Source organism: Candidatus Leptofilum sp. (assembly GCF_965223525.1).
In the GTDB taxonomy this organism is placed as follows: domain Bacteria; phylum Chloroflexota; class Anaerolineae; order Promineifilales; family Promineifilaceae; genus Leptofilum.
In genome coordinates this window covers 813641-830795 of sequence record NZ_CBDCWX010000005.1, presented here as the reverse complement: position 1 = coordinate 830795, position 17155 = coordinate 813641, and the positions used below count along the sequence as shown (strand labels likewise).

The following is a 17155-nucleotide window of genomic DNA, read 5'->3' as shown; positions in this document are numbered from 1 at the left end:
TTTATAATTTCCTCATTGGAAGCGGGATAATCGCGTTGCTAGAAAATTGTTGGAGGTTATTGTACCCTTCAGGAGTCAAGCCTGTTTCGTCAACACAGACTATTTGCTCAAATTTCATATCAATGCGATCCTCCAATATCTTTTGTTGCCCAATAGTGCATTTATCTACTTGCATAAATTATAGTGAAGAAGATAAGGGGGGAAACGGCCGTTTTCCAATTTGGCCGAGAGTACAAGCGGCATTTTGGGTTTGCGTCGTTTGCGACGGTGGCGGTGGGTGGGGTGAGTGGGAGAAGAGAGTGAGGAAACGGCCGTTCGATGATATAGTGGGTATTGACTGTGGGGCGGATTGGCTCAATATCCACCACATCTCGCGTGCACTCTACGGCCGTTGAACTAAATGCGTTGCCGCACGCTGGACAAAGGTTGCCTGCTTTGATGAGGGCGGTTTGGGCTTTATTGAAGGAATCATTGCCAACGGCCGTTTCACCTCACTGATGCTCTCCAAAAAATCAACGATATAAGGGTTAACAACATCTGGATTTGTCACGGGTGCCATATGACCTAGCCTTGCCACTCGAATCAAATCAGAACTAGGCAAAGCTCGGTGCAAAATACCCACGAGCACCTGTGCTGCCTTAGTAGATTGCCTACCTGATAGTAAGAGGGTTGGCATCGCCAACGCAGCCAATTCCATAACATCCACACAATCCCCAAAAAGCCCCTGACGCTCCAGCCCCACTTTTGGCATACAGTTCACAATCATTTTTTGTAGGGAGCTTGGCATTTGTTCAAACGCTTGCGCCCCAGACCAATAGTTTATGAAGTGAGAGGCTGCCGCGACGAAATCGCCTCTGTCAACAGACTTGGCTGTTTTTCCCAATGCTTTCTTAACGGCCGTAAAAGTGACCATATCGTTGGCCTTGAGATACCCAAAAGAGACTGGTTCAAAAAGCGTGAGCGATAAAATACGCTCAGGTACACATTGGGCAACCCGAAGAGCAACGCTACCCCCATACGAGTGTCCAATAAGATGGAATGATTCATCATCATAAAGATTATCCAGAACTAATTGAACTTCATCGTCCATTGAAAACGTACCGTTGGGGCTTGGCCCCTGTCCATATCCATAAAGGTCGGGTGCAACGAAACGATAGGGCTTATTAGCTAAGCATTGGCTCAATGGGTGCCATTGGTGTGAGGTGCTAGCACTCGCGTGCAGACAAACAACGGTTTGTTGTGGTTCGAACATCGTTAAAGAATTGATAGTTTTCATGGATTATCCTCCTAAACTTAGGCAACTAACAGGGCGTCGCAGACGGAAACGGGGGAAAAGTTTTGGGGTCGTATTCTGGTAATGACGGTAATCGTCGCCAAATTGGCGTACTAGTGCCTTTTCTTCAAAATGCAACCCAATCATTATGTAACCGGTCATCACTGCCGCAAAAAGCAAATGCCCAACTGTCATATCTGGCGTTGCCCAAAAGCCGATAATTAAGCCCAGTTGCATCGGATGGCGCACAATTCGATAGAAAAAAGGTTGCTTCATGGTCATTGGCGGCGGCTCTTGCTCACGCAAGTAGTACCAAATCTGTTGCAACCCCGTTAACTCAAAATGATTAATCAAGAAAGTCGAAACAAGCGTAATCACATGACCGAGCCAAAAAATACCCCAGATAACTAGCCGGCCCATTTCATTTTCAATTGACCAGAGTGACGTGGGCAAAGCCTGCCATTGCCACACAATGAGCAACAACAATAGAGCTGCTTGTAAAACATAGGTGCTACGCTCAGCTGCCTCCGGAATGATGCGTGTCCACCATACCTTAAACCAACTCCGTGCCATAATGCTATGCGCCATTCCAAAAAGCGTGATTAAACTTAAATTGATTAGGATGGCTTGCGCGAGAGAATGACTGGTTCCATTGTCAATCGTTGTCGGCACAACACTGTTAGCGAGGAAGCCAATCATATACAAAAATGCGAATAAAAATGTTCCATAAGCAAGCAGGCCATAAAGAGTTATAAAAGATTTTTTCATAAAGTTTCTCCTGTGTGGATGAATTTGCATCACAAATTGGGGTGTGGTACACCTTTGCAATCGGTTGAACTTGAGGATCAGTATAGGGAGAGGTGTGCAACTCCAATACTGCCAAAAGTTAATAGATAGGGTTGGTTTATGTGGAATTGAGAAAGCATCTTGATCTATGCCTTTTGCAGACCTGTCAGGTTTTTCCGCAGATTGTTGAAGATATGTGTCGAGGTTTGCTTAGCCCATTTTGGAGCAAAGAGATGGCAACTTCTGATAATTTACCCAAACCGCCAGCAATACATTATGTGCAAAGTGGTGATGTCCATATTGCCTATCAGATTATTGGAACAGGCGAGCAAGCCGTTTTGTTTGTCAATGGCTTCCTTTCGCACCTCGATGTTCATTGGGAAGATGAAGGACTAGCCCGTTTTATCATGCAAATTGCAACTAATAGACGTCTTATTTTGTTTGATAAGCGGGGTGTGGGGTTGTCTGATCGGATTGGGAGCCCACCAACTTTAGAGGACACGCTTGACGATATGCTGATGATCCTGGACACGATAGGTTGTCGTCAAGTTGTTTTATTTGGTGTATCGGAAGGTGCCCCTGCTGCTGCACTTTTTGCGGCCACCTATCCTGAACGTGTGGAAAAATTGATCCTCTATGGGGCGATGGTCAAATGGGTGCGGGAATTTGATTACCCGTGGGCGTTGACACGCAATCAATATAATCGCTGGCTAGAAGCAATGATAGAGAACTGGGGGAGTCCGTTTGCTTTGCATACTTTTGCGCCATCTAACGCGGAAGATCCAGCGTTCCAGCAATGGTGGGGGAAGATGATGAGGCTGGCGGCAACGCCGGGGAGTGTTCGTGATGTGCTTGGGGTGATGCGAGACATTGATGTTCGTGCCGCATTGCCACATATTCATGTGGCAACGCTTGTTTTACACCGCACTTATGATAAAGCGGTGCGGATTGAGGGGGCGCGGTGGATGGCGTCGCAACTTCCCAATGCTATTTTTGTGGAGCTTGAGGGTAAAGATCATTGGTGGTGGCTTGGGGAGACAGAGGCGTTGATTGAGGCGATAGAGCAGTTTCTTCAGGAGGAAGTAGTTGAGGATGGGAAGAGCCGGCCTGTCTTGCTTGATCCGCTGACTCCGCGTGAATTGGATGTATTGCGCTTGTTGGCAACGGGGTATACGAATCAACAGGTGGCAGATGATTTGGTGCTTTCAGTGGGGACAGTGAAGGCGTATACGAGTAAGATTTATAATAAGTTGGGTGTTCGTAACCGGACGCAGGCAATTGCCCATGCTCGCAAGTTGGGGGTGATTTAGCATGCCCGTCTTTCTTTTCACCGACATTGAAGGGGCGACAGCATCGTGGGAAAAGCATCGTCCTGTGATGCTGAGTGTGTTGCAGCAGCTTGATTGGCTTTTTTGTGCCTGTCAAGGCTAAATCCGATGCGTTGATTGGTTCATTTATAGGAAGGGCTGCTGCCCGGTTTTACAGCAACGCAGCATTTACTCAGTTCGCACGTGGTTGATGTGCAGGGTAACAGTGCTGAATGTGATGCCCATTTGCTCGCCACCCACTACTGGAGATAACTATGTCCACACACCAACCAACTGCAATCGTCACCGGTGCTAATCGTGGCATTGGCAAAGAAGTGAGCCGCCAACTGGCGGCACAAGACTACACCGTTCTGTTGACGGCACGCTCGTTGGAGAAAGCGCAGGCGGCGGTTAACGAGTTGGGCAACAATCTCGTTCCCGCCCAACTCGATGTGGCTGACCCGGCAAGCGTTGTCGCACTGCATGAACGAGTCGTGCAAGAATTTGGCCGCCTCGACGTGCTGATCAACAATGCCGCCATCAACTACGACACCTGGCAGCGAGCCATCAATGCGGATTTAGAAATGGTGCGGGAGACGTTTGAAACAAATGTGTATGGCCCTTGGCAGTTGATTCAAACCTTTCTGCCGCTGCTGCGCCAAAGCCCACACCCGCGCATTGTGAATGTGAGCAGCGGCGGTGGTGCGCTTAACGGGATGGGTGGTGGCACACCCGCCTACAGCATGACCAAAGCATCGCTCAACGCGCTCACGCTGATGCTGGCGGATGAATTGCGCCGCGACCGCATCTTGGTCAACGCGATTTGTCCGGGTTGGGTAGCGACTGATATGGGTGGCAGCGGTGGGCGACCTGTGGCCGATGGCGCGAAAGGGATTGTCTGGGCGGCGATGTTGCCGGATGACGGGCCGACGGGTGGCTTTTTTCGGGATGGCAAGCCCATTGCGTGGTGAGTAAGAGGGGAGAGAGGGGAGAAACGGCCGTTTCCCATATAACTTTCTCCTTATGAGCTGTTGGCTCGCGCATCGGCAATTGTTTTGCCAACAAAGGCACCACCAAAACCGCCGACAACCAAAGCTAAAATAATAAGAACAGCCAATAGCCAACCCACATCATTTCCCAAAAAGTCATTGAATCCGCTCATAAATTCCAGCGGCGGAGCTGTGAAGATCAAACCAAATAGCATCACGCCCACCAATGCGAGCAAGATCAATAGCAAAATCAGACAGCCTACCATGCCCAAACAGCCGCAGCCTAATTGCCAAAGTCGTTTCTGAGTTGAATCTTCCATCTACCTCTCCTTTGCTCCTTTCAAAAATTTTCTAACAAAAAAGCTGGTATCCTGAAAGATACCAGCTTTTTGCAATTTTGTAATCCAGTTCAGGTTTCAGGCTACTCGCTCAAAAGGTAGTTACCGGAGAAAATCTGTTGGTCTTTTTCCATCAGTGGGTGGTACTTGGCTGCCTGCACATCACGGAACAATTTCTCCAGGCCAAAATTACGGAAGTAGCCAGGTCCACCGACAATGTCCATTGCTTGGGTAACGGTATTGATAACAGCATTTGCCACCAAAGTTTTGCGCGACAAAATTTCATGCCCTAGCTGATCCGTCGGTTCAAAGGCAAAATTATTTGCCAGACGAAGCATATCCTGATGCAGCACTTCCGCGGCAACGAGTTGGTTATTCATCGCGCCAACAGAAGAAGGTACGTACGCTTTGTGCGTATCCTTCTGCTTCAGATGATCCAAGGCAATTTTTGCAGCTTTTTGAGCAATACCAACATATACAGCCATGATGAGCGGCATTGCCACGGTCAAAACCACATTCCAGACTGGATGATACTCTCCAAGCGGCCGTTTCAGGGCAACGGCCGTTTCTGGTACAAAAACATCGTCAAATTTTATCATGTGGGAACCCGTGCCGCGCATACCCATTGCCTGCCAATTTTCAACTAGTGAAACGCCTTCAGAATTAAGCGGAACCGGGAAGTGGAGCACTTGCCCACCCAGTTCAGGGTCGTGATAGGGCACACTAGTCACTGCAATATCACCAGTAGCAGATTGGCTGGCAAAAGCCTTGTAGCCAGAAACCAGATAGCCACCATCAACTTTTACGGCCGTTCCATTCGATTCCAACCAGTCCCGGGCACCGGTGCTAACCAAGACAGGATTGTTTGCCACCACGTTCCGCAACATTGCTTCGGCACCTTTGCCATTCTTATATTTCCAGACGTTAGCAGCGACTAGATGTTGGTGCATTGAATTAGCCAAAGCGGTTGAGCTGCTATATTGTGCCAATGTCCTCAAAATATCTGCCATTTCAGCATGGCTTAAGCCACCGCCCCCCAACTCAACGGGGATAATCGCTGAAAGCAACCCGTGTCGCTTCAACTCAATATAATTTTGCTCCACAAAACTATCTTCTTGATCGTGCACAACTTCGCGCTCTGCAAAGACAGTACCTAAATCATGAATCAGGTTGAGCCACTCCTGCGCGGTTTTGGGGCGATCTTCTATGTGGCTATGACCATTGGCACCATTTACTATCTTGGGTTCTTTTTCCATTTGAGACAGCATTTATTTACTCCTTGTTTTTGTCATTCATAAGTTATGCTGCTCATTTTGCATCATCACCGACCCTTAATCGTCCCAATAACCGTCCCCCAACAAAAAAAGCTGGCATCTTCAGGCATCATAAGTTGTTGCCGTAACGTCTCCGCCCTCGCCAGTCCAATTGGTGTGGAAAAATTCGCCGCGCGGCTTGTCTATCCGTTCGTACGTATGTGCCCCGAAATAATCTCGCTGGGCTTGCAGTAGATTGGCTGGCAGCCGTTCGCGGCGGTAGCCGTCGTAAAAGGCTAGTGCGCTAGACATAGCTGGCACAGGGATTCCGAGAGAAACGGCCGTTCCCACCACACGCCGCCATGCGCTCTCAGCCTGTTGTACCTGTTCCTTGAAAAATGGGTCGAGGAGCAAGTTCGTCAGTTCGGGGTTTTTATCAAATGCCGCTTTGATATCGTCCAAAAATGCGGCACGGATGATGCAGCCACCGCGCCACATTAGGGCAATGTTGCCATACGCCAAATCCCAGCCAAATTCCTCCGATGCCGCCCGCATGAGCATGTAACCCTGCGTGTAAGAGACGATCTTGGAGGCAAACAAAGCTTGCTGCAGATCGGCAACGAAGCCGTCTTTGTCTCCCTCGTAGGTGGGAGTAGGTGCTCCCAGTACGGATGCGGCCGTTACGCGCTCATCCTTCAAGGCGGACAGGAAGCGGGAAAATACAGCTTCGCCGATCAAGGTCAGGGGGATACTATTTTCGAGGGCAGAAACGGCCGTCCACTTGCCCGTTCCCTTTTGCCCCGCCGTGTCCAAAATCTTGTCCACCATTGGCTGACCATCTTCATCTTTGAATGCCAGGATTTCGGCCGTGATTTCGATAAGATAAGAATCCAGCTTGCCCTCATTCCAATCGGCAAAAACCGCGCTCATTTCCGCAGGCGACATACCCAAAGCGTGGTTCATCACATCATACGCTTCGCAAATGAGTTGCATGTCCCCGTACTCGATGCCATTGTGAACCATCTTTACAAAATGCCCCGCACCGTCTTGCCCGACCCAATCGCAGCAGGGCGAGCCGTCGGCCACCTTGGCGGCAATACCCTGGAAGATGGGCTTGACGTGTGGCCATGCTTCCGGCGAGCCGCCAGGCATGATGGAAGGCCCAAACCGCGCCCCTTCCTCACCGCCAGAAACGCCCGTGCCGATGAACAGGACGCCTTTTTCGGCCAGTTCTTTGGTGCGGCGGGTGGAATCAGGATAGTGCGAGTTGCCGCCATCAATAATGATGTCGCCCGGTTCCAGTAGAGGAACCAACTGCTCGATGGTCGCATCTACTGGCCAGCCTGCCTTGACCATGATCATCACCCGACGCGGCCGTTTTAATGTGTTGACTAATTCTTCCAGCGAATGGGTGCCGATGACGTTGGTTCCTTTGGCCTCATTTTCCATAAAACGGTCTACTTTGCTGGTTGTGCGGTTAAAAACGGCAACAGTAAAGCCGTGGTCGTTCATATTCAAAACGAGGTTTTGCCCCATAACAGCCAGGCCAATCAATCCAATATCTGCTCGTTGTGTCATTTTTTCTTCCTTACGTTTGCAAAAGTGAGAAAACGGTTTTACATTTTTCCGTTTTCATCTAGCGTTCAAATTTTGAATAATATGCGTCACAATACTTTCTACGTCATTTTCCACGTTGATAATGAGTGTGTTATCGGGAGAGGGCACTTCTAAGGCGTCAAATTGACTTTGCAGCATGTCTGCTTTCATATAATGTGTCTGCCGTGCCACCATCCTTTCCCAGATGAGATTGAGACTGCCCTGCAAATGCACAAACTTAACGCCGTCGTTGCCCTGGCGCAGTTGGTCACGGTACTTCTTTTTCAGGGCAGAACAGGCGAGTACGGCCGTTTCTCCCCTTTCCAGATGATCCGCAATTAAACTATGCAATCGAACCAGCCAGGGATAGCGATCATCATCATTCAACGGGGTTCCACTTGCCATCTTGGCCACATTTTCTGGCGGGTGGAAATCATCGCCATCGTAAAATGGACAGCCTAACCTCTCAGCCAGCGCCAATCCTACCGTCGTTTTACCAGAACCAGAAACGCCCATCACCACAAAAACCGTCATGATTTCACCCGATACAGCATTTCGCCCGCTTTGGGCACATACAAAATGCCTTCATCTTTCCGATTCTGCCATTCGGTCACATCAATTTCATCTGGGTTCACGTAGCCTAACGCCAATTGGGCGCAATCTTCTGGGGATAGTTTGGTGGCTAGTTTGACAGTTGCGCGAGGATGTTCGATGTTGTTATGAAAACGGCTAATTTCAAATTCTTTAGGCATTGTTTATTACCGTTAATCTAATCCAAATGTAAGCTGGCTCCCAACCTTCTGGGCAAAATGTTGCTACACTCTAAGGTATGAACGAGAAACTTGTTTTTGTTTACAATGCCGACAGCGGCTTACTTAACTTCATTTTGGATGCAGCCCACAAAATCTTTTCACCATCTACTTACCCATGTAATCTGTGTGCGCTCACCTATACGCTGACCGGCTTGCCACGCTGGAAACGTTTTGTGAAAAATTTGCCCTGGCCTGCTGAATTTTTGCACAAGGATGAATTGGCAGCGCAATATAGCGTGGCGGATGCGCCATTGCCCGCCGCCTTCTGGTGGGATGGTCACACTTTGCAACCCTGGATATCCGCAGAAGAAATGGAGGAGTTTGAAACGTTGGATGAAATGATGACGGCCGTTTCCGGCCGCACACAGCAGCTATTGTTGGAAAAACAGCAAGTGGGTTAGGTGGAACGGCCGTTCAAATATCCCTTCAACCATTGCCCCGTGTACGACGCTTCCACCTCAGCCACATCTTCTGGTGAACCAGCCGCCACAATTTCGCCACCACGGTGGCCGCCCTCAGGCCCCATGTCGATCAAATAATCCGCCACCTTGATGATGTCCAAATTATGTTCAATGATGATGACCGTATTCCCCTTATCCACCAGCTTGTTTAGCGCGACAATCAGCTTGGCCACATCGTGCGAATGCAGCCCCACCGATGGCTCATCCAAAATGTAAATCGTGCGCCCCGTGGCAATTTTGCTCAATTCCCGGCTTAACTTGATGCGCTGCGCCTCGCCGCCGCTTAGCGTCGGCGCTGGCTGACCCAATTTGATGTAGCCCAGCCCCACATCCATCAACGTTTTCAGCTTGCGTTTTATCGTTGGCACTTTGGCAAAGAATTCCAGCGCATCTTCCACGCTCAAATCCAGCACTTCGGCAATGTTGAGCTCCTTGTAGCGCACTTGCAGCGTTTCCCGGTTGTAACGCGCCCCGTGGCACACGTCGCACGGCACATAAATGTCCGGCAAAAACTGCATCTCGATTCGGTTTTGCCCTTGTCCCTGGCACGCTTCGCAGCGGCCACCTTTTACATTAAAGCTAAACCGCCCTGGCTTATACCCTCGAATTTTGCTTTCCGGCATACTGGCAAACAGGTCGCGGATTGGGTTAAATAGATTCGTATACGTCGCCGGATTTGAGCGGGGCGTACGGCCGATTGGACTCTGGTCAATCTCAATCACCTTGTCCAGATGCTCCAGTCCCTCAATATCCTCATGCTTACCCGGTACCGCCTTCGATTTGTAAAAATGCTGGCTTAGCTTCTTACTCAAAATCTCAATCAGGAACGAACTTTTGCCGCTGCCGCTCACACCCGTTACACAAACAAACTGGCCCAGCGGAATGCAAATGTCCAACGCTTTCAGGTTATTTTCCCGCGCCCCCCGAATCATCAGCTTCTCGCCAGTGCCTTTGCGCCGCTGCTCTGGTATGGGGATGCGCTGCCGCCCGCTTAGATAGGCCCCGGTAAGCGATTTTTGATGTGCCGCTACCAGTTCTGGCGACCCTTCCGCAACCACTTCACCGCCGTGTGTGCCCGCCCCTGGCCCCAAATCAATCAGCCAGTCGGCGGCGCGCATCGTGTCTTCATCATGTTCCACCACCAGTACCGTGTTGCCTAAATCACGCATGCCCTGCAAGGTGCGAATCAGCCGCTCATTGTCCCGCTGGTGCAGGCCAATGCTCGGCTCATCTAGCACGTACAGCACGCCCATGAGTTGGCTGCCAATTTGCGTTGCCAGCCGGATGCGCTGCGCCTCGCCGCCGCTTAACGTGCCAGCCGTGCGATCCAGCGTCAGGTAATCCAGCCCCACATTCACCATAAAAGTTACGCGGTCGCCTATCTCTTTCAGGATTGGCTTGGCAATCATTGCTTGTCGCTCAGTAAGCGGGCTATTTTCTTCATTTTGGAGCTCATCTACCCAGGGCACGATGTTGAGTACGGGCATCTTGACGACTTCGGTGATGGTGGTGTTGTTAATATCCACGGCGCGCGCCACGGGCTGCAAGCGGGAACCATCACATTGAGGGCAGGGCTGGTTAACCATGAATGCTTCTAGCTTGTCGCGCACGTAGTCAGAGGTGGATTCATTGTAGCGCCGCCACAGGTTCGGCACGACGCCTTCGTAATTGGTGAGGTAGCGGCGCGGGTCGCCCTGCCGATTTTTGTAGGTAACAATCACTTGCTCGCTGCCGCTGCCTTGCAGCAAAATGTGCATTTGGGCGTCAGTCAGTTTTCGTACAGGCACGTTGGTAGGGATTTCAAAATGTTCGGCCGTTGCTTTAAGCAGTTGCCAATAATAGCCTGCCTTGTCCTCCGTCGGCCATCCCGCAATTGCGCCATCTTCTAGCGAGAGGGACTTGTTGGGCACAACCAAATCGGCGTCAATCATTTTGGTAGTGCCGAGCCCCTGGCAAGCCGAGCAGGCACCATGCGGGCTGTTGAAGCTAAACGTGCGCGGCTCAATTTCTGGAATGCTGGTGCCGTCGTAGGGACAATAAAGATGTTCTGAATACAAATTGTCTACCGGATTTTCTGAATCGGTTACGTCGTTGATGATGACGAGGCCGCTACCCAGCCGCAGCGCAGTTTCAATGGAGTCTGTGAGGCGGGTTTTGGCTGATTGAGCATCTTCGCTGTTGTCGTGCGGGTCGTGCCGCACCACCAGCCGGTCTACTACGGCCTCGATGGTGTGGTTTTTATACCGATCCAGCTCAATCTCTTGGTCCACAGAGCGCACTTCGCCATTGACGCGCACCCGCACAAAGCCTGATTTGCGAACATCATCGAAGATGCCCTGGTGGTGGCCTTTGCGGTCACGAATCAGCGGGGCCAGCACCTGAATGCGACTATTTTGGGGCATGTGCAGCACGGCATCCACAATTTGCTCGGCAGATTGTGGGCTAACCGGACGGCCACATTCCGGGCAGTGAGGAATGCCAACACGGGCAAACAGCAGACGCAGGTAGTCGTAAATTTCCGTGACGGTACCGACGGTAGAGCGCGGGTTGTGGCTCACACCTTTCTGGTCAATGGAAACGGCCGGACTGAGTCCTTCAATCTGATCCACATCTGGCTTTTCCATCTGCCCCAAAAATTGGCGAGCGTAGGCGGAGAGCGATTCGACGTAGCGACGCTGCCCTTCGGCAAAGATGGTGTCGAAGGCGAGGGAGGATTTCCCAGAGCCAGAGAGTCCACTGATGACCACCAGCTTGTCGCGGGGAATCTCGACATCAATATTTTTCAGATTGTGAGCACGCGCACCGCGCACAATGATTTTGTCTAAAGACATCTGATTTTCCGTTTGGCATTTTCCGTTGAGGGTTAGCAGCAGAAAATGCCATACTTTATGAACGGTAAATTGAGACTTTACAGCAATCTACAATTCTAACATGTCGGAAAACCGATGACCATTAACATTTTATTATTTCGTGAGAATAAGAGAAAAAAAGGCCATCCGTGTGGGATGACCTAAATTTTGCAAAAATCAAAAAGAATTTTGGATTAGAAATATCGGGGAATTGGTTTTTGCCTGAGCAAACCGACGAGCGATTGCTCTGTGATTTGCATTACATAGCGAAAAATGTATTTGGACTATTTTTTGATCAGGCTAACGATAAATAGCAAAATGACGGCTCCTACGATTGCCGTGATAAGAGAGCCAATAAACCCTCCGGCACTTAGCCCCAATAAACCAAATACCCAGCCACCGATGAATGCGCCAATAATGCCAACGATGATGTTGCCAACCAGGCCAAACCCACCGCCACGCATAATTTTGCCAGCAGCCCATCCTGCGATAGCACCTAAAATTAGCCAAAGAACAACCGAACCTAAAGTCATATTTTTCTCCTTTAGAAAAATTTGTGAGAGCCAACTTTATGAATTTCCCTCTCACGTCACCAAGTAAAGTTGCTCTTTAGACATTGCTTAGGTGGTTTTGGTCACTTTATTGAGACCACGGGGGGCTTCTGTATTGTACCCTTTGCTGCGTGTGAGATGATAGGCAAACAGTTGGGCAGGGACGATGCTCACCAACGGCGAAAGCCATTCAGGCAGGCCGGTTGGCAAGGAGATGGGTGAATTTGCCAAGTTGAGCATGGCCTCATCGTTGCTGATGATGAGCAGCTCAGCCTCGTTTTCTTGGGCTAGTTTTTGCAGTAGGTCGCGCATATCTGGCAACACGGCTCCGGTGGGTGCAATGGCCATGATGGGGAAGCCGCGATCCACGATGGCGATGGGGCCGTGCCGAAAGTCGGCGGAGGAGTAGGGTTCGGCGATGATGTAGGTGAGTTCCTTGAGCTTGAGGGCCCATTCGAAGGCGGTGGCGTAGTTGTAGCCGCGCCCCAGCACCACGCATTGCGTCATGTAACGGTAGCGTTGCGCCAGTTGGGCAATTTTTTCGTCGTGGGCGAGTACGGCCGTTCCCCATTCCCCCAATTGCTCGATCAATCCAAACTGGGCATCAGATTGGTTCCAGGCGGCGGAGAGCATGGCGATGGCTAGCAGTTGGCTGGTGTAGGTTTTGGTGGCGGCAACGGCAGTTTCTATGCCCGCATGAATATTGATAACAAAGTCGGCTGTTTGCGCCAGCGGCGATTCCGGTTCATTGGTGATTGCCAGCGTCGGCTGCCCTTGCCGTTTGCCTTCGGCGACGACGTTTACAATGTCAGGGGACTCGCCTGATTGTGAAATGCCGATGACCAATGCGCCGCGTAGCTGGGGGGGCTGCTGGTAGAGGCTAAAAAGCGAGGGGGTCGCCAGCGTCACGGGGAGCTGGTTTTTTGCGCCCCACAAATAGCTGGCGTACCGGGCGGCATTGTCGGACGTGCCTCGGGCGGCGATGAAGGCGTGATGGATATTGTCTAGCGACACCGCCTGGGTAATTATCTGGACAACTTCCCGATTTTGGGCGTAACTGTGCTGCCAAACGGCCGTTTGTTCATGAATTTCTGCGTGTAAGGACATTTTTATTTCCTTGCCACAGAGGACACAGAGGAAAAAGAGAAAAACCACTTAAATCTCTGTGTTCTCTGTGGCTAAATTCTTTTGATAAATCATGCGCCCGCCGACGAATGCTGTGTGTACCTGCAATTCTGTGTCGAGCAGCACCAAGTCGGCGTCACAGTTGGGCGCGATACGCCCTTTGTGGGGCAGGTTGAGCAGGTCGGCGGGGGTGCTGGTGACGGTAGGCAGGGCTGCGGCCAGGGTGTAGCCAGTGTAGATGATGAGATTGCGTACGGCCGTATCCATCCTCAAAATGCTGCCCGCCAGCGTGCCCGAGGGCAGACGCGCAGATGTGTCATCCACCGTTACGTCAAAGTCGCCTAGCCGGTAGCTGCCGGGGGGCATCCCCAAAGCCGCCATCGCATCGGTGACTAAATTGAGACGGCCGTTCCCCACCAACTGCCACACCATTTTGACTAATTCTGGATGCACATGCTCGCCATCAGCAATCAGGCCGATGGTGGTGCGTTCATCTGCCAGGAGCGCGCCAGCTAGCCCCGGTTCCCGATGGTGCAGCGGCGGCATGGCGTTGAATAGGTGCGTACCATAGCGAATGCCAGCCTCGAAGGCAGCCTTCGCCTGGGCAAAAGTGGCGGTGGAATGCCCTGCGCTGACGACGATGCCGCGCTCCGCGAGTAGATGCGTCACATCAAGGGCACCATCCAGTTCCGGTGCCAGCGTGACTAGTCGCACCCCATTTTCTGGCAGCCAGTTAGCGACGGCCGTTTCTGTAGGCAATCGCAAATAGTCAGGATTGTGGGCTCCTTTTTTGGCCGGATTCAGAAAAGGGCCTTCCAGATGCAGACCCAATGGGATCGCACCTGTAAAACCGGTGGGTGGGGAGTTGGTGATGATTTCCTGGGCGGCCTGAACGGCCGTTAGCGGTGAAGTAATAATCGTGGGCAAAAAGCTAGTTACGCCTGTGCTTGGCAAATAGTCGGCCACTGGCCAAATACTGCTGGGATCAGTCGTGAAGTCTAGGCCAATCGCCCCGTTAAGCTGTAAATCTATAAAGCCCGGCACCAGATGCAGCCCCGTGCCGTCAATGCGGGAAACTTTATCAGGTAGGTCAATTTGATTGGTGGGGGCAACGGCTTGGATACGGCCATCCGCTACCAAAACCGCCCCATCTTCAATCACCTTAGCTGGCGTGTAAACTTTAGTGTGTTGAATACAAATCATGACCGACTGACCACTGGCCTACTAGTCAACGACAACCCATGCCCAAAACCATACAAATCCCCCACCTGCACGGGCAGCTTGCCCTGGAAGGGAATCTCGCCCCAGAGTGCGGCAGCCAGGGCGCGCATGGCGGTGGGCAAGATGCTGTAGGTGCAAATGTGGGTTTGGGATTGCGGGTAGACGGTCAGATCGTACGGTGTGCGTAGGGCAACGGTGATGGTGGGAACGGCTGTTACCAAGAGTTCATTCACCAAATCCGCCTGCATCTTATCCATCGAGGCACTGATGCTGCCAACGATGAGGTAGTCATAGCCGGTGGCTTTTTCTCGCAGGGTGGAAATTTCAGCTTCGGTAGGCGGATGGCTGGTGATGAATTCGTCTACGTGGGGGTGGTACTTACGAACGGCCGTTGCCAGCGTAAGCGTAATAAATGAGGACGTATCGGCAGGCGTTAGCTCTTTGGGTTGGGGCATGATAACGGCAATGCGGGCGTCAGCGTCCAGTTGCAGCGGCAGCAGCCCCGCGTCATCGCGCAGCAGCGTTACGGAGCGATTGGTGACCGTTTGCGCCAGCTTTTGGTGGGCTGCACAGGCAACCACATCCAGTGGCGGTTGCGGCGTGCCACTCACCCATTGCTTTAAAGCCATAATGCGCGCCAGCGACGGTTTTAGGTGGGTTTCATCAATCAATTTGCGACTATAAGCCAACTGCAACCCGGCGTACAAGCGTTCTTGCACCTCGGCACTTTTGGTTAACAGCAGCAAATCAACTTCGGCACGAACGGCCGTAATCACATCCACAATTTGCCCCGCACCCTGCGAAATCGCGCCCATGTCCAGCGCATCGGTAATGACGATGCCCTCAAAGCCGAGTTCGTCGCGCACAAAGTCGCGCATCACGGCGCGGGATAGCGTGGCGGGCAGTTCTGCGCTGCCCGTCAGCGACGGGATGGCAAAGTGACCTGTCATGACCAGTTTGGCTCCGGCACTGATCGCTGCACGGAACGGCCGTAACTCCATCTGTTCCAATCGCTCCCGGCTGTGATCAATTAGCGGCAGCGCGTAATGTGAATCAACTTTCGCTTCCCCCTTGCCAGGGAAATGCTTAATCGTCGCCGCCACGCCCTCTGCCTGCATTCCCTCAACGAACGCCACGGCCATTTGTGTGGCCAATGATGGGTCATCGCTAAAGGCGCGTGCGCCGCAGGCCGGATTGTTGGGATTGGTGTTGATGTCACAGTTGGGAGCATAGTTGACGTTGATGCCCAAGGCTGCCAGTTCCCGCCCCATTGCTTGCCCCACCTGCCGCGCTAAATCAGCATCGCGGGTGGCGCCCAATGCCATGTTGCCGGGGAAAAGCGTAGTCTCTTCGCCCAGGGCGTTTAGCTGCCCACCTTCCTGGTCTGTGCCGATGATAAGAGGGGGCTGGTTAGCCTGTTTGACAATGGTTTGTAATTCGGCCGTAAGTGCGCGAACCTGGGCAGGTGATTGCACATTCAACGGGCGGAAAATGGTGAATCCGGCTGGATTTCTTTCCTGAATCCAGGTACGAATCTGCTCTGGCACTTCGTACCCTTCAAAGGCCAGCATGAACTTATAGCCTAAATCTCGTTTCATTGACTTAAAAGGAGACTGGGACTGGAGACGAATCAGTCTCTAGCCCCCAGTCTCTGATCTCCAATCTCCTATTCTTAACCTTTAACCGATCCGGCTAACAATCCTCGCACAAAGTAACGCTGCAAGGAAAAGAAAACGATTAGGGGAATGATCATCGTCAGGAAGGCACCAGCCGTGAGCAAATGCCAGGCTTCGCCTTTGGTGCCCACCATAGCCGAGAGGCGCGAGGTGACGATGGCGACATCAGGATTGGTGCCCAAAAAGACGAGGGCGACCAGCAGATCATTCCACACCCATAAGAACTGGAAGATGGCAAAGGAGGCGATGGCGGGTACTGAAAGCGGCAGAACCAGCCGAGTAAAAGCGGTGTAGTGAGATGCGCCGTCAATAAAGGCGGATTCGAACAGTTCTGTGGGTAGTTGTGAAATATAGCTATACAAAAGATAAATTGCCAGCGGCAGCCCAAAACCAGTGTGCGCTAGCCAGGTTCCCAAAAAGGTGCCGTTTAGCTCCAGATCAGTGTACAGGCGCAGCACAGGGATGAGTGCCATTTGCAGTGGCACCACCAGCAGGCCAACGACGACGGCAAAGAGCCAATCCCGGCCGGGAAAGCGCATCCAGGCAAAAGCGTAGGCGGCAAAGGCAGCCAGGGTGATGGGGATGACGGTGGCCGGAATGGTAATGATTAGGCTATTGATGAAAGCATTCAGCATCCCGTCTGCGGTGAGGACGGTGCTGTAATTTTCCAGCGTCCATTGGCTGAATTCAAAGGGGTGAATAAGTGCCGTCCACCAGCCTGTGGTGCGAATCTCGTTCGCGGTGCGGAAGGAGCTGACGAACATGCCAACTGTGGGCAATGTCCACAAGAAGCAGATGATGAATACGGCCGTTCGCACCGGTGCCTTCTGTAAAAATTTCTGCACGGCGTTGGTTTGCCGAGCTTGTGAGTAAGTTGTCATGATTTCCCCTTTTCCGTTATCGGTATTCGGTAATCGG

The 17155-nt window shown here is 51.7% G+C and carries 18 protein-coding genes; 4 read left to right on the top strand and 14 right to left on the bottom strand.

The window, feature by feature from the left end; genetic code table 11:
- Positions 1–161: 161 nt before the first annotated feature.
- From ACOQPM_RS09060 to mddA, 3 genes are read right to left on the bottom strand one after another with little or no spacing between them, the layout of a single operon-like run.
- Positions 162–365 (bottom strand): hypothetical protein, encoded by a 204-nt coding sequence (locus ACOQPM_RS09060; protein WP_420628930.1) that lies wholly within the window; start codon positions 363–365, stop codon positions 162–164.
- Positions 366–382: 17 nt separating this feature from the next.
- Entirely contained in the window at positions 383–1276 is an 894-nt protein-coding gene (locus ACOQPM_RS09055; protein ID WP_420628929.1) for an alpha/beta fold hydrolase, read from the bottom strand.
- Between the two features lie 3 nt (positions 1277–1279).
- On the bottom strand, positions 1280–2041 hold the full coding sequence (gene mddA / locus ACOQPM_RS09050) for a methanethiol S-methyltransferase (RefSeq protein WP_420628928.1): 762 nt from the start codon (positions 2039–2041) through the stop codon (positions 1280–1282).
- Positions 2042–2292: 251 nt separating this feature from the next.
- Here mddA and ACOQPM_RS09045 point away from each other — a divergent pair, with 251 nt between their 5' ends.
- The 3 genes from ACOQPM_RS09045 (at position 2293) to ACOQPM_RS09035 (ending at position 4337) form a co-directional block, all read left to right on the top strand.
- Positions 2293–3369, top strand: coding sequence for an alpha/beta fold hydrolase (locus ACOQPM_RS09045; protein ID WP_420628927.1), 1077 nt, complete (start codon positions 2293–2295; stop codon positions 3367–3369).
- Positions 3370–3525: 156 nt separating this feature from the next.
- Positions 3526–3639: a nuclear transport factor 2 family protein gene (locus ACOQPM_RS09040; RefSeq protein ID WP_420630522.1), complete on the top strand. Its 114-nt coding sequence runs from the start codon at positions 3526–3528 to the stop codon at positions 3637–3639.
- A gap of 2 nt (positions 3640–3641) precedes the next feature.
- Complete coding sequence (locus ACOQPM_RS09035; RefSeq protein ID WP_420628926.1) at positions 3642–4337, top strand: SDR family oxidoreductase; 696 nt, start codon at positions 3642–3644, stop codon at positions 4335–4337.
- Between the two features lie 50 nt (positions 4338–4387).
- On the opposite strand, the gene ACOQPM_RS09030 is transcribed toward ACOQPM_RS09035, so the two are convergent.
- From ACOQPM_RS09030 to ACOQPM_RS09010, 5 genes are all read right to left on the bottom strand, one after another.
- Positions 4388–4675, bottom strand: a complete 288-nt coding sequence (locus tag ACOQPM_RS09030; RefSeq protein WP_420628925.1) for a hypothetical protein — start codon at positions 4673–4675, stop codon at positions 4388–4390.
- 101 nt (positions 4676–4776) lie between these two features.
- Positions 4777–5961, bottom strand: coding sequence for an acyl-CoA dehydrogenase family protein (locus ACOQPM_RS09025; RefSeq protein WP_420628924.1), 1185 nt, complete (start codon positions 5959–5961; stop codon positions 4777–4779).
- Positions 5962–6069: 108 nt separating this feature from the next.
- Positions 6070–7524: a decarboxylating NADP(+)-dependent phosphogluconate dehydrogenase gene (gene gnd / locus ACOQPM_RS09020; protein ID WP_420628923.1), complete on the bottom strand. Its 1455-nt coding sequence runs from the start codon at positions 7522–7524 to the stop codon at positions 6070–6072.
- Positions 7525–7578: 54 nt separating this feature from the next.
- Positions 7579–8076, bottom strand: coding sequence for a gluconokinase (locus ACOQPM_RS09015; protein ID WP_420628922.1), 498 nt, complete (start codon positions 8074–8076; stop codon positions 7579–7581).
- Positions 8073–8294 carry a hypothetical protein gene (locus tag ACOQPM_RS09010; RefSeq protein ID WP_420628921.1) on the bottom strand — a complete coding sequence of 74 codons (222 nt, stop codon included), beginning with the start codon at positions 8292–8294 and terminating at the stop codon, positions 8073–8075. Before ACOQPM_RS09010 ends, ACOQPM_RS09015 begins: the two co-directional genes overlap by 4 nt.
- A gap of 77 nt (positions 8295–8371) precedes the next feature.
- Between ACOQPM_RS09010 and ACOQPM_RS09005 the strand changes: the two genes are divergently transcribed.
- Positions 8372–8755 carry a hypothetical protein gene (locus tag ACOQPM_RS09005; RefSeq protein ID WP_420628920.1) on the top strand — a complete coding sequence of 128 codons (384 nt, stop codon included), beginning with the start codon at positions 8372–8374 and terminating at the stop codon, positions 8753–8755.
- On the opposite strand, the gene uvrA is transcribed toward ACOQPM_RS09005, so the two are convergent.
- The 6 genes from uvrA to ACOQPM_RS08975 all read right to left on the bottom strand — a co-directional run bounded on the left by uvrA (position 8752) and on the right by ACOQPM_RS08975 (position 17118).
- Positions 8752–11646 carry an excinuclease ABC subunit UvrA gene (uvrA, locus tag ACOQPM_RS09000; RefSeq protein ID WP_420628919.1) on the bottom strand — a complete coding sequence of 965 codons (2895 nt, stop codon included), beginning with the start codon at positions 11644–11646 and terminating at the stop codon, positions 8752–8754. The genes ACOQPM_RS09005 and uvrA overlap by 4 nt on opposite strands.
- A gap of 302 nt (positions 11647–11948) precedes the next feature.
- On the bottom strand, positions 11949–12197 hold the full coding sequence (locus ACOQPM_RS08995) for a GlsB/YeaQ/YmgE family stress response membrane protein (protein ID WP_420628918.1): 249 nt from the start codon (positions 12195–12197) through the stop codon (positions 11949–11951).
- A gap of 87 nt (positions 12198–12284) precedes the next feature.
- Entirely contained in the window at positions 12285–13322 is a 1038-nt protein-coding gene (locus ACOQPM_RS08990; RefSeq protein WP_420628917.1) for an SIS domain-containing protein, read from the bottom strand.
- Between the two features lie 48 nt (positions 13323–13370).
- Positions 13371–14543, bottom strand: a complete 1173-nt coding sequence (nagA, locus tag ACOQPM_RS08985; protein WP_420628916.1) for an N-acetylglucosamine-6-phosphate deacetylase — start codon at positions 14541–14543, stop codon at positions 13371–13373.
- The gene (locus tag ACOQPM_RS08980) at positions 14540–16159 is read right to left on the bottom strand and encodes a glycoside hydrolase family 3 protein (RefSeq protein ID WP_420628915.1); all 1620 of its coding nucleotides are present in this window, start codon (positions 16157–16159) and stop codon (positions 14540–14542) included. Before ACOQPM_RS08980 ends, nagA begins: the two co-directional genes overlap by 4 nt.
- Before the next feature lie 74 nt (positions 16160–16233).
- Complete coding sequence (locus ACOQPM_RS08975) at positions 16234–17118, bottom strand: carbohydrate ABC transporter permease (protein ID WP_420628914.1); 885 nt, start codon at positions 17116–17118, stop codon at positions 16234–16236.
- Positions 17119–17155 lie beyond the last annotated feature (37 nt).

Bases quoted from the DNA above. Each gene is read 5' to 3' on its own strand.
- ACOQPM_RS09055 (WP_420628929.1), bottom strand. From the start codon at position 1,276: ATGAAAACTATCAATTCTTTAACGATGTTCGAACCACAACAAACCGTT.
- mddA (WP_420628928.1), bottom strand. From the start codon at position 2,041: ATGAAAAAATCTTTTATAACTCTTTATGGCCTGCTTGCTTATGGAACA.
- ACOQPM_RS09045 (WP_420628927.1), top strand. From the start codon at position 2,293: ATGGCAACTTCTGATAATTTACCCAAACCGCCAGCAATACATTATGTG.
- ACOQPM_RS09035 (WP_420628926.1), top strand. From the start codon at position 3,642: ATGTCCACACACCAACCAACTGCAATCGTCACCGGTGCTAATCGTGGC.
- ACOQPM_RS09030 (WP_420628925.1), bottom strand. From the start codon at position 4,675: ATGGAAGATTCAACTCAGAAACGACTTTGGCAATTAGGCTGCGGCTGT.
- ACOQPM_RS09025 (WP_420628924.1), bottom strand. From the start codon at position 5,961: ATGCTGTCTCAAATGGAAAAAGAACCCAAGATAGTAAATGGTGCCAAT.
- gnd (WP_420628923.1), bottom strand. From the start codon at position 7,524: ATGACACAACGAGCAGATATTGGATTGATTGGCCTGGCTGTTATGGGG.
- ACOQPM_RS09015 (WP_420628922.1), bottom strand. From the start codon at position 8,076: ATGACGGTTTTTGTGGTGATGGGCGTTTCTGGTTCTGGTAAAACGACG.
- ACOQPM_RS09010 (WP_420628921.1), bottom strand. From the start codon at position 8,294: ATGCCTAAAGAATTTGAAATTAGCCGTTTTCATAACAACATCGAACAT.
- ACOQPM_RS09005 (WP_420628920.1), top strand. From the start codon at position 8,372: ATGAACGAGAAACTTGTTTTTGTTTACAATGCCGACAGCGGCTTACTT.
- uvrA (WP_420628919.1), bottom strand. From the start codon at position 11,646: ATGTCTTTAGACAAAATCATTGTGCGCGGTGCGCGTGCTCACAATCTG.
- ACOQPM_RS08995 (WP_420628918.1), bottom strand. From the start codon at position 12,197: ATGACTTTAGGTTCGGTTGTTCTTTGGCTAATTTTAGGTGCTATCGCA.
- ACOQPM_RS08990 (WP_420628917.1), bottom strand. From the start codon at position 13,322: ATGTCCTTACACGCAGAAATTCATGAACAAACGGCCGTTTGGCAGCAC.
- nagA (WP_420628916.1), bottom strand. From the start codon at position 14,543: ATGATTTGTATTCAACACACTAAAGTTTACACGCCAGCTAAGGTGATT.
- ACOQPM_RS08980 (WP_420628915.1), bottom strand. From the start codon at position 16,159: ATGAAACGAGATTTAGGCTATAAGTTCATGCTGGCCTTTGAAGGGTAC.
- ACOQPM_RS08975 (WP_420628914.1), bottom strand. From the start codon at position 17,118: ATGACAACTTACTCACAAGCTCGGCAAACCAACGCCGTGCAGAAATTT.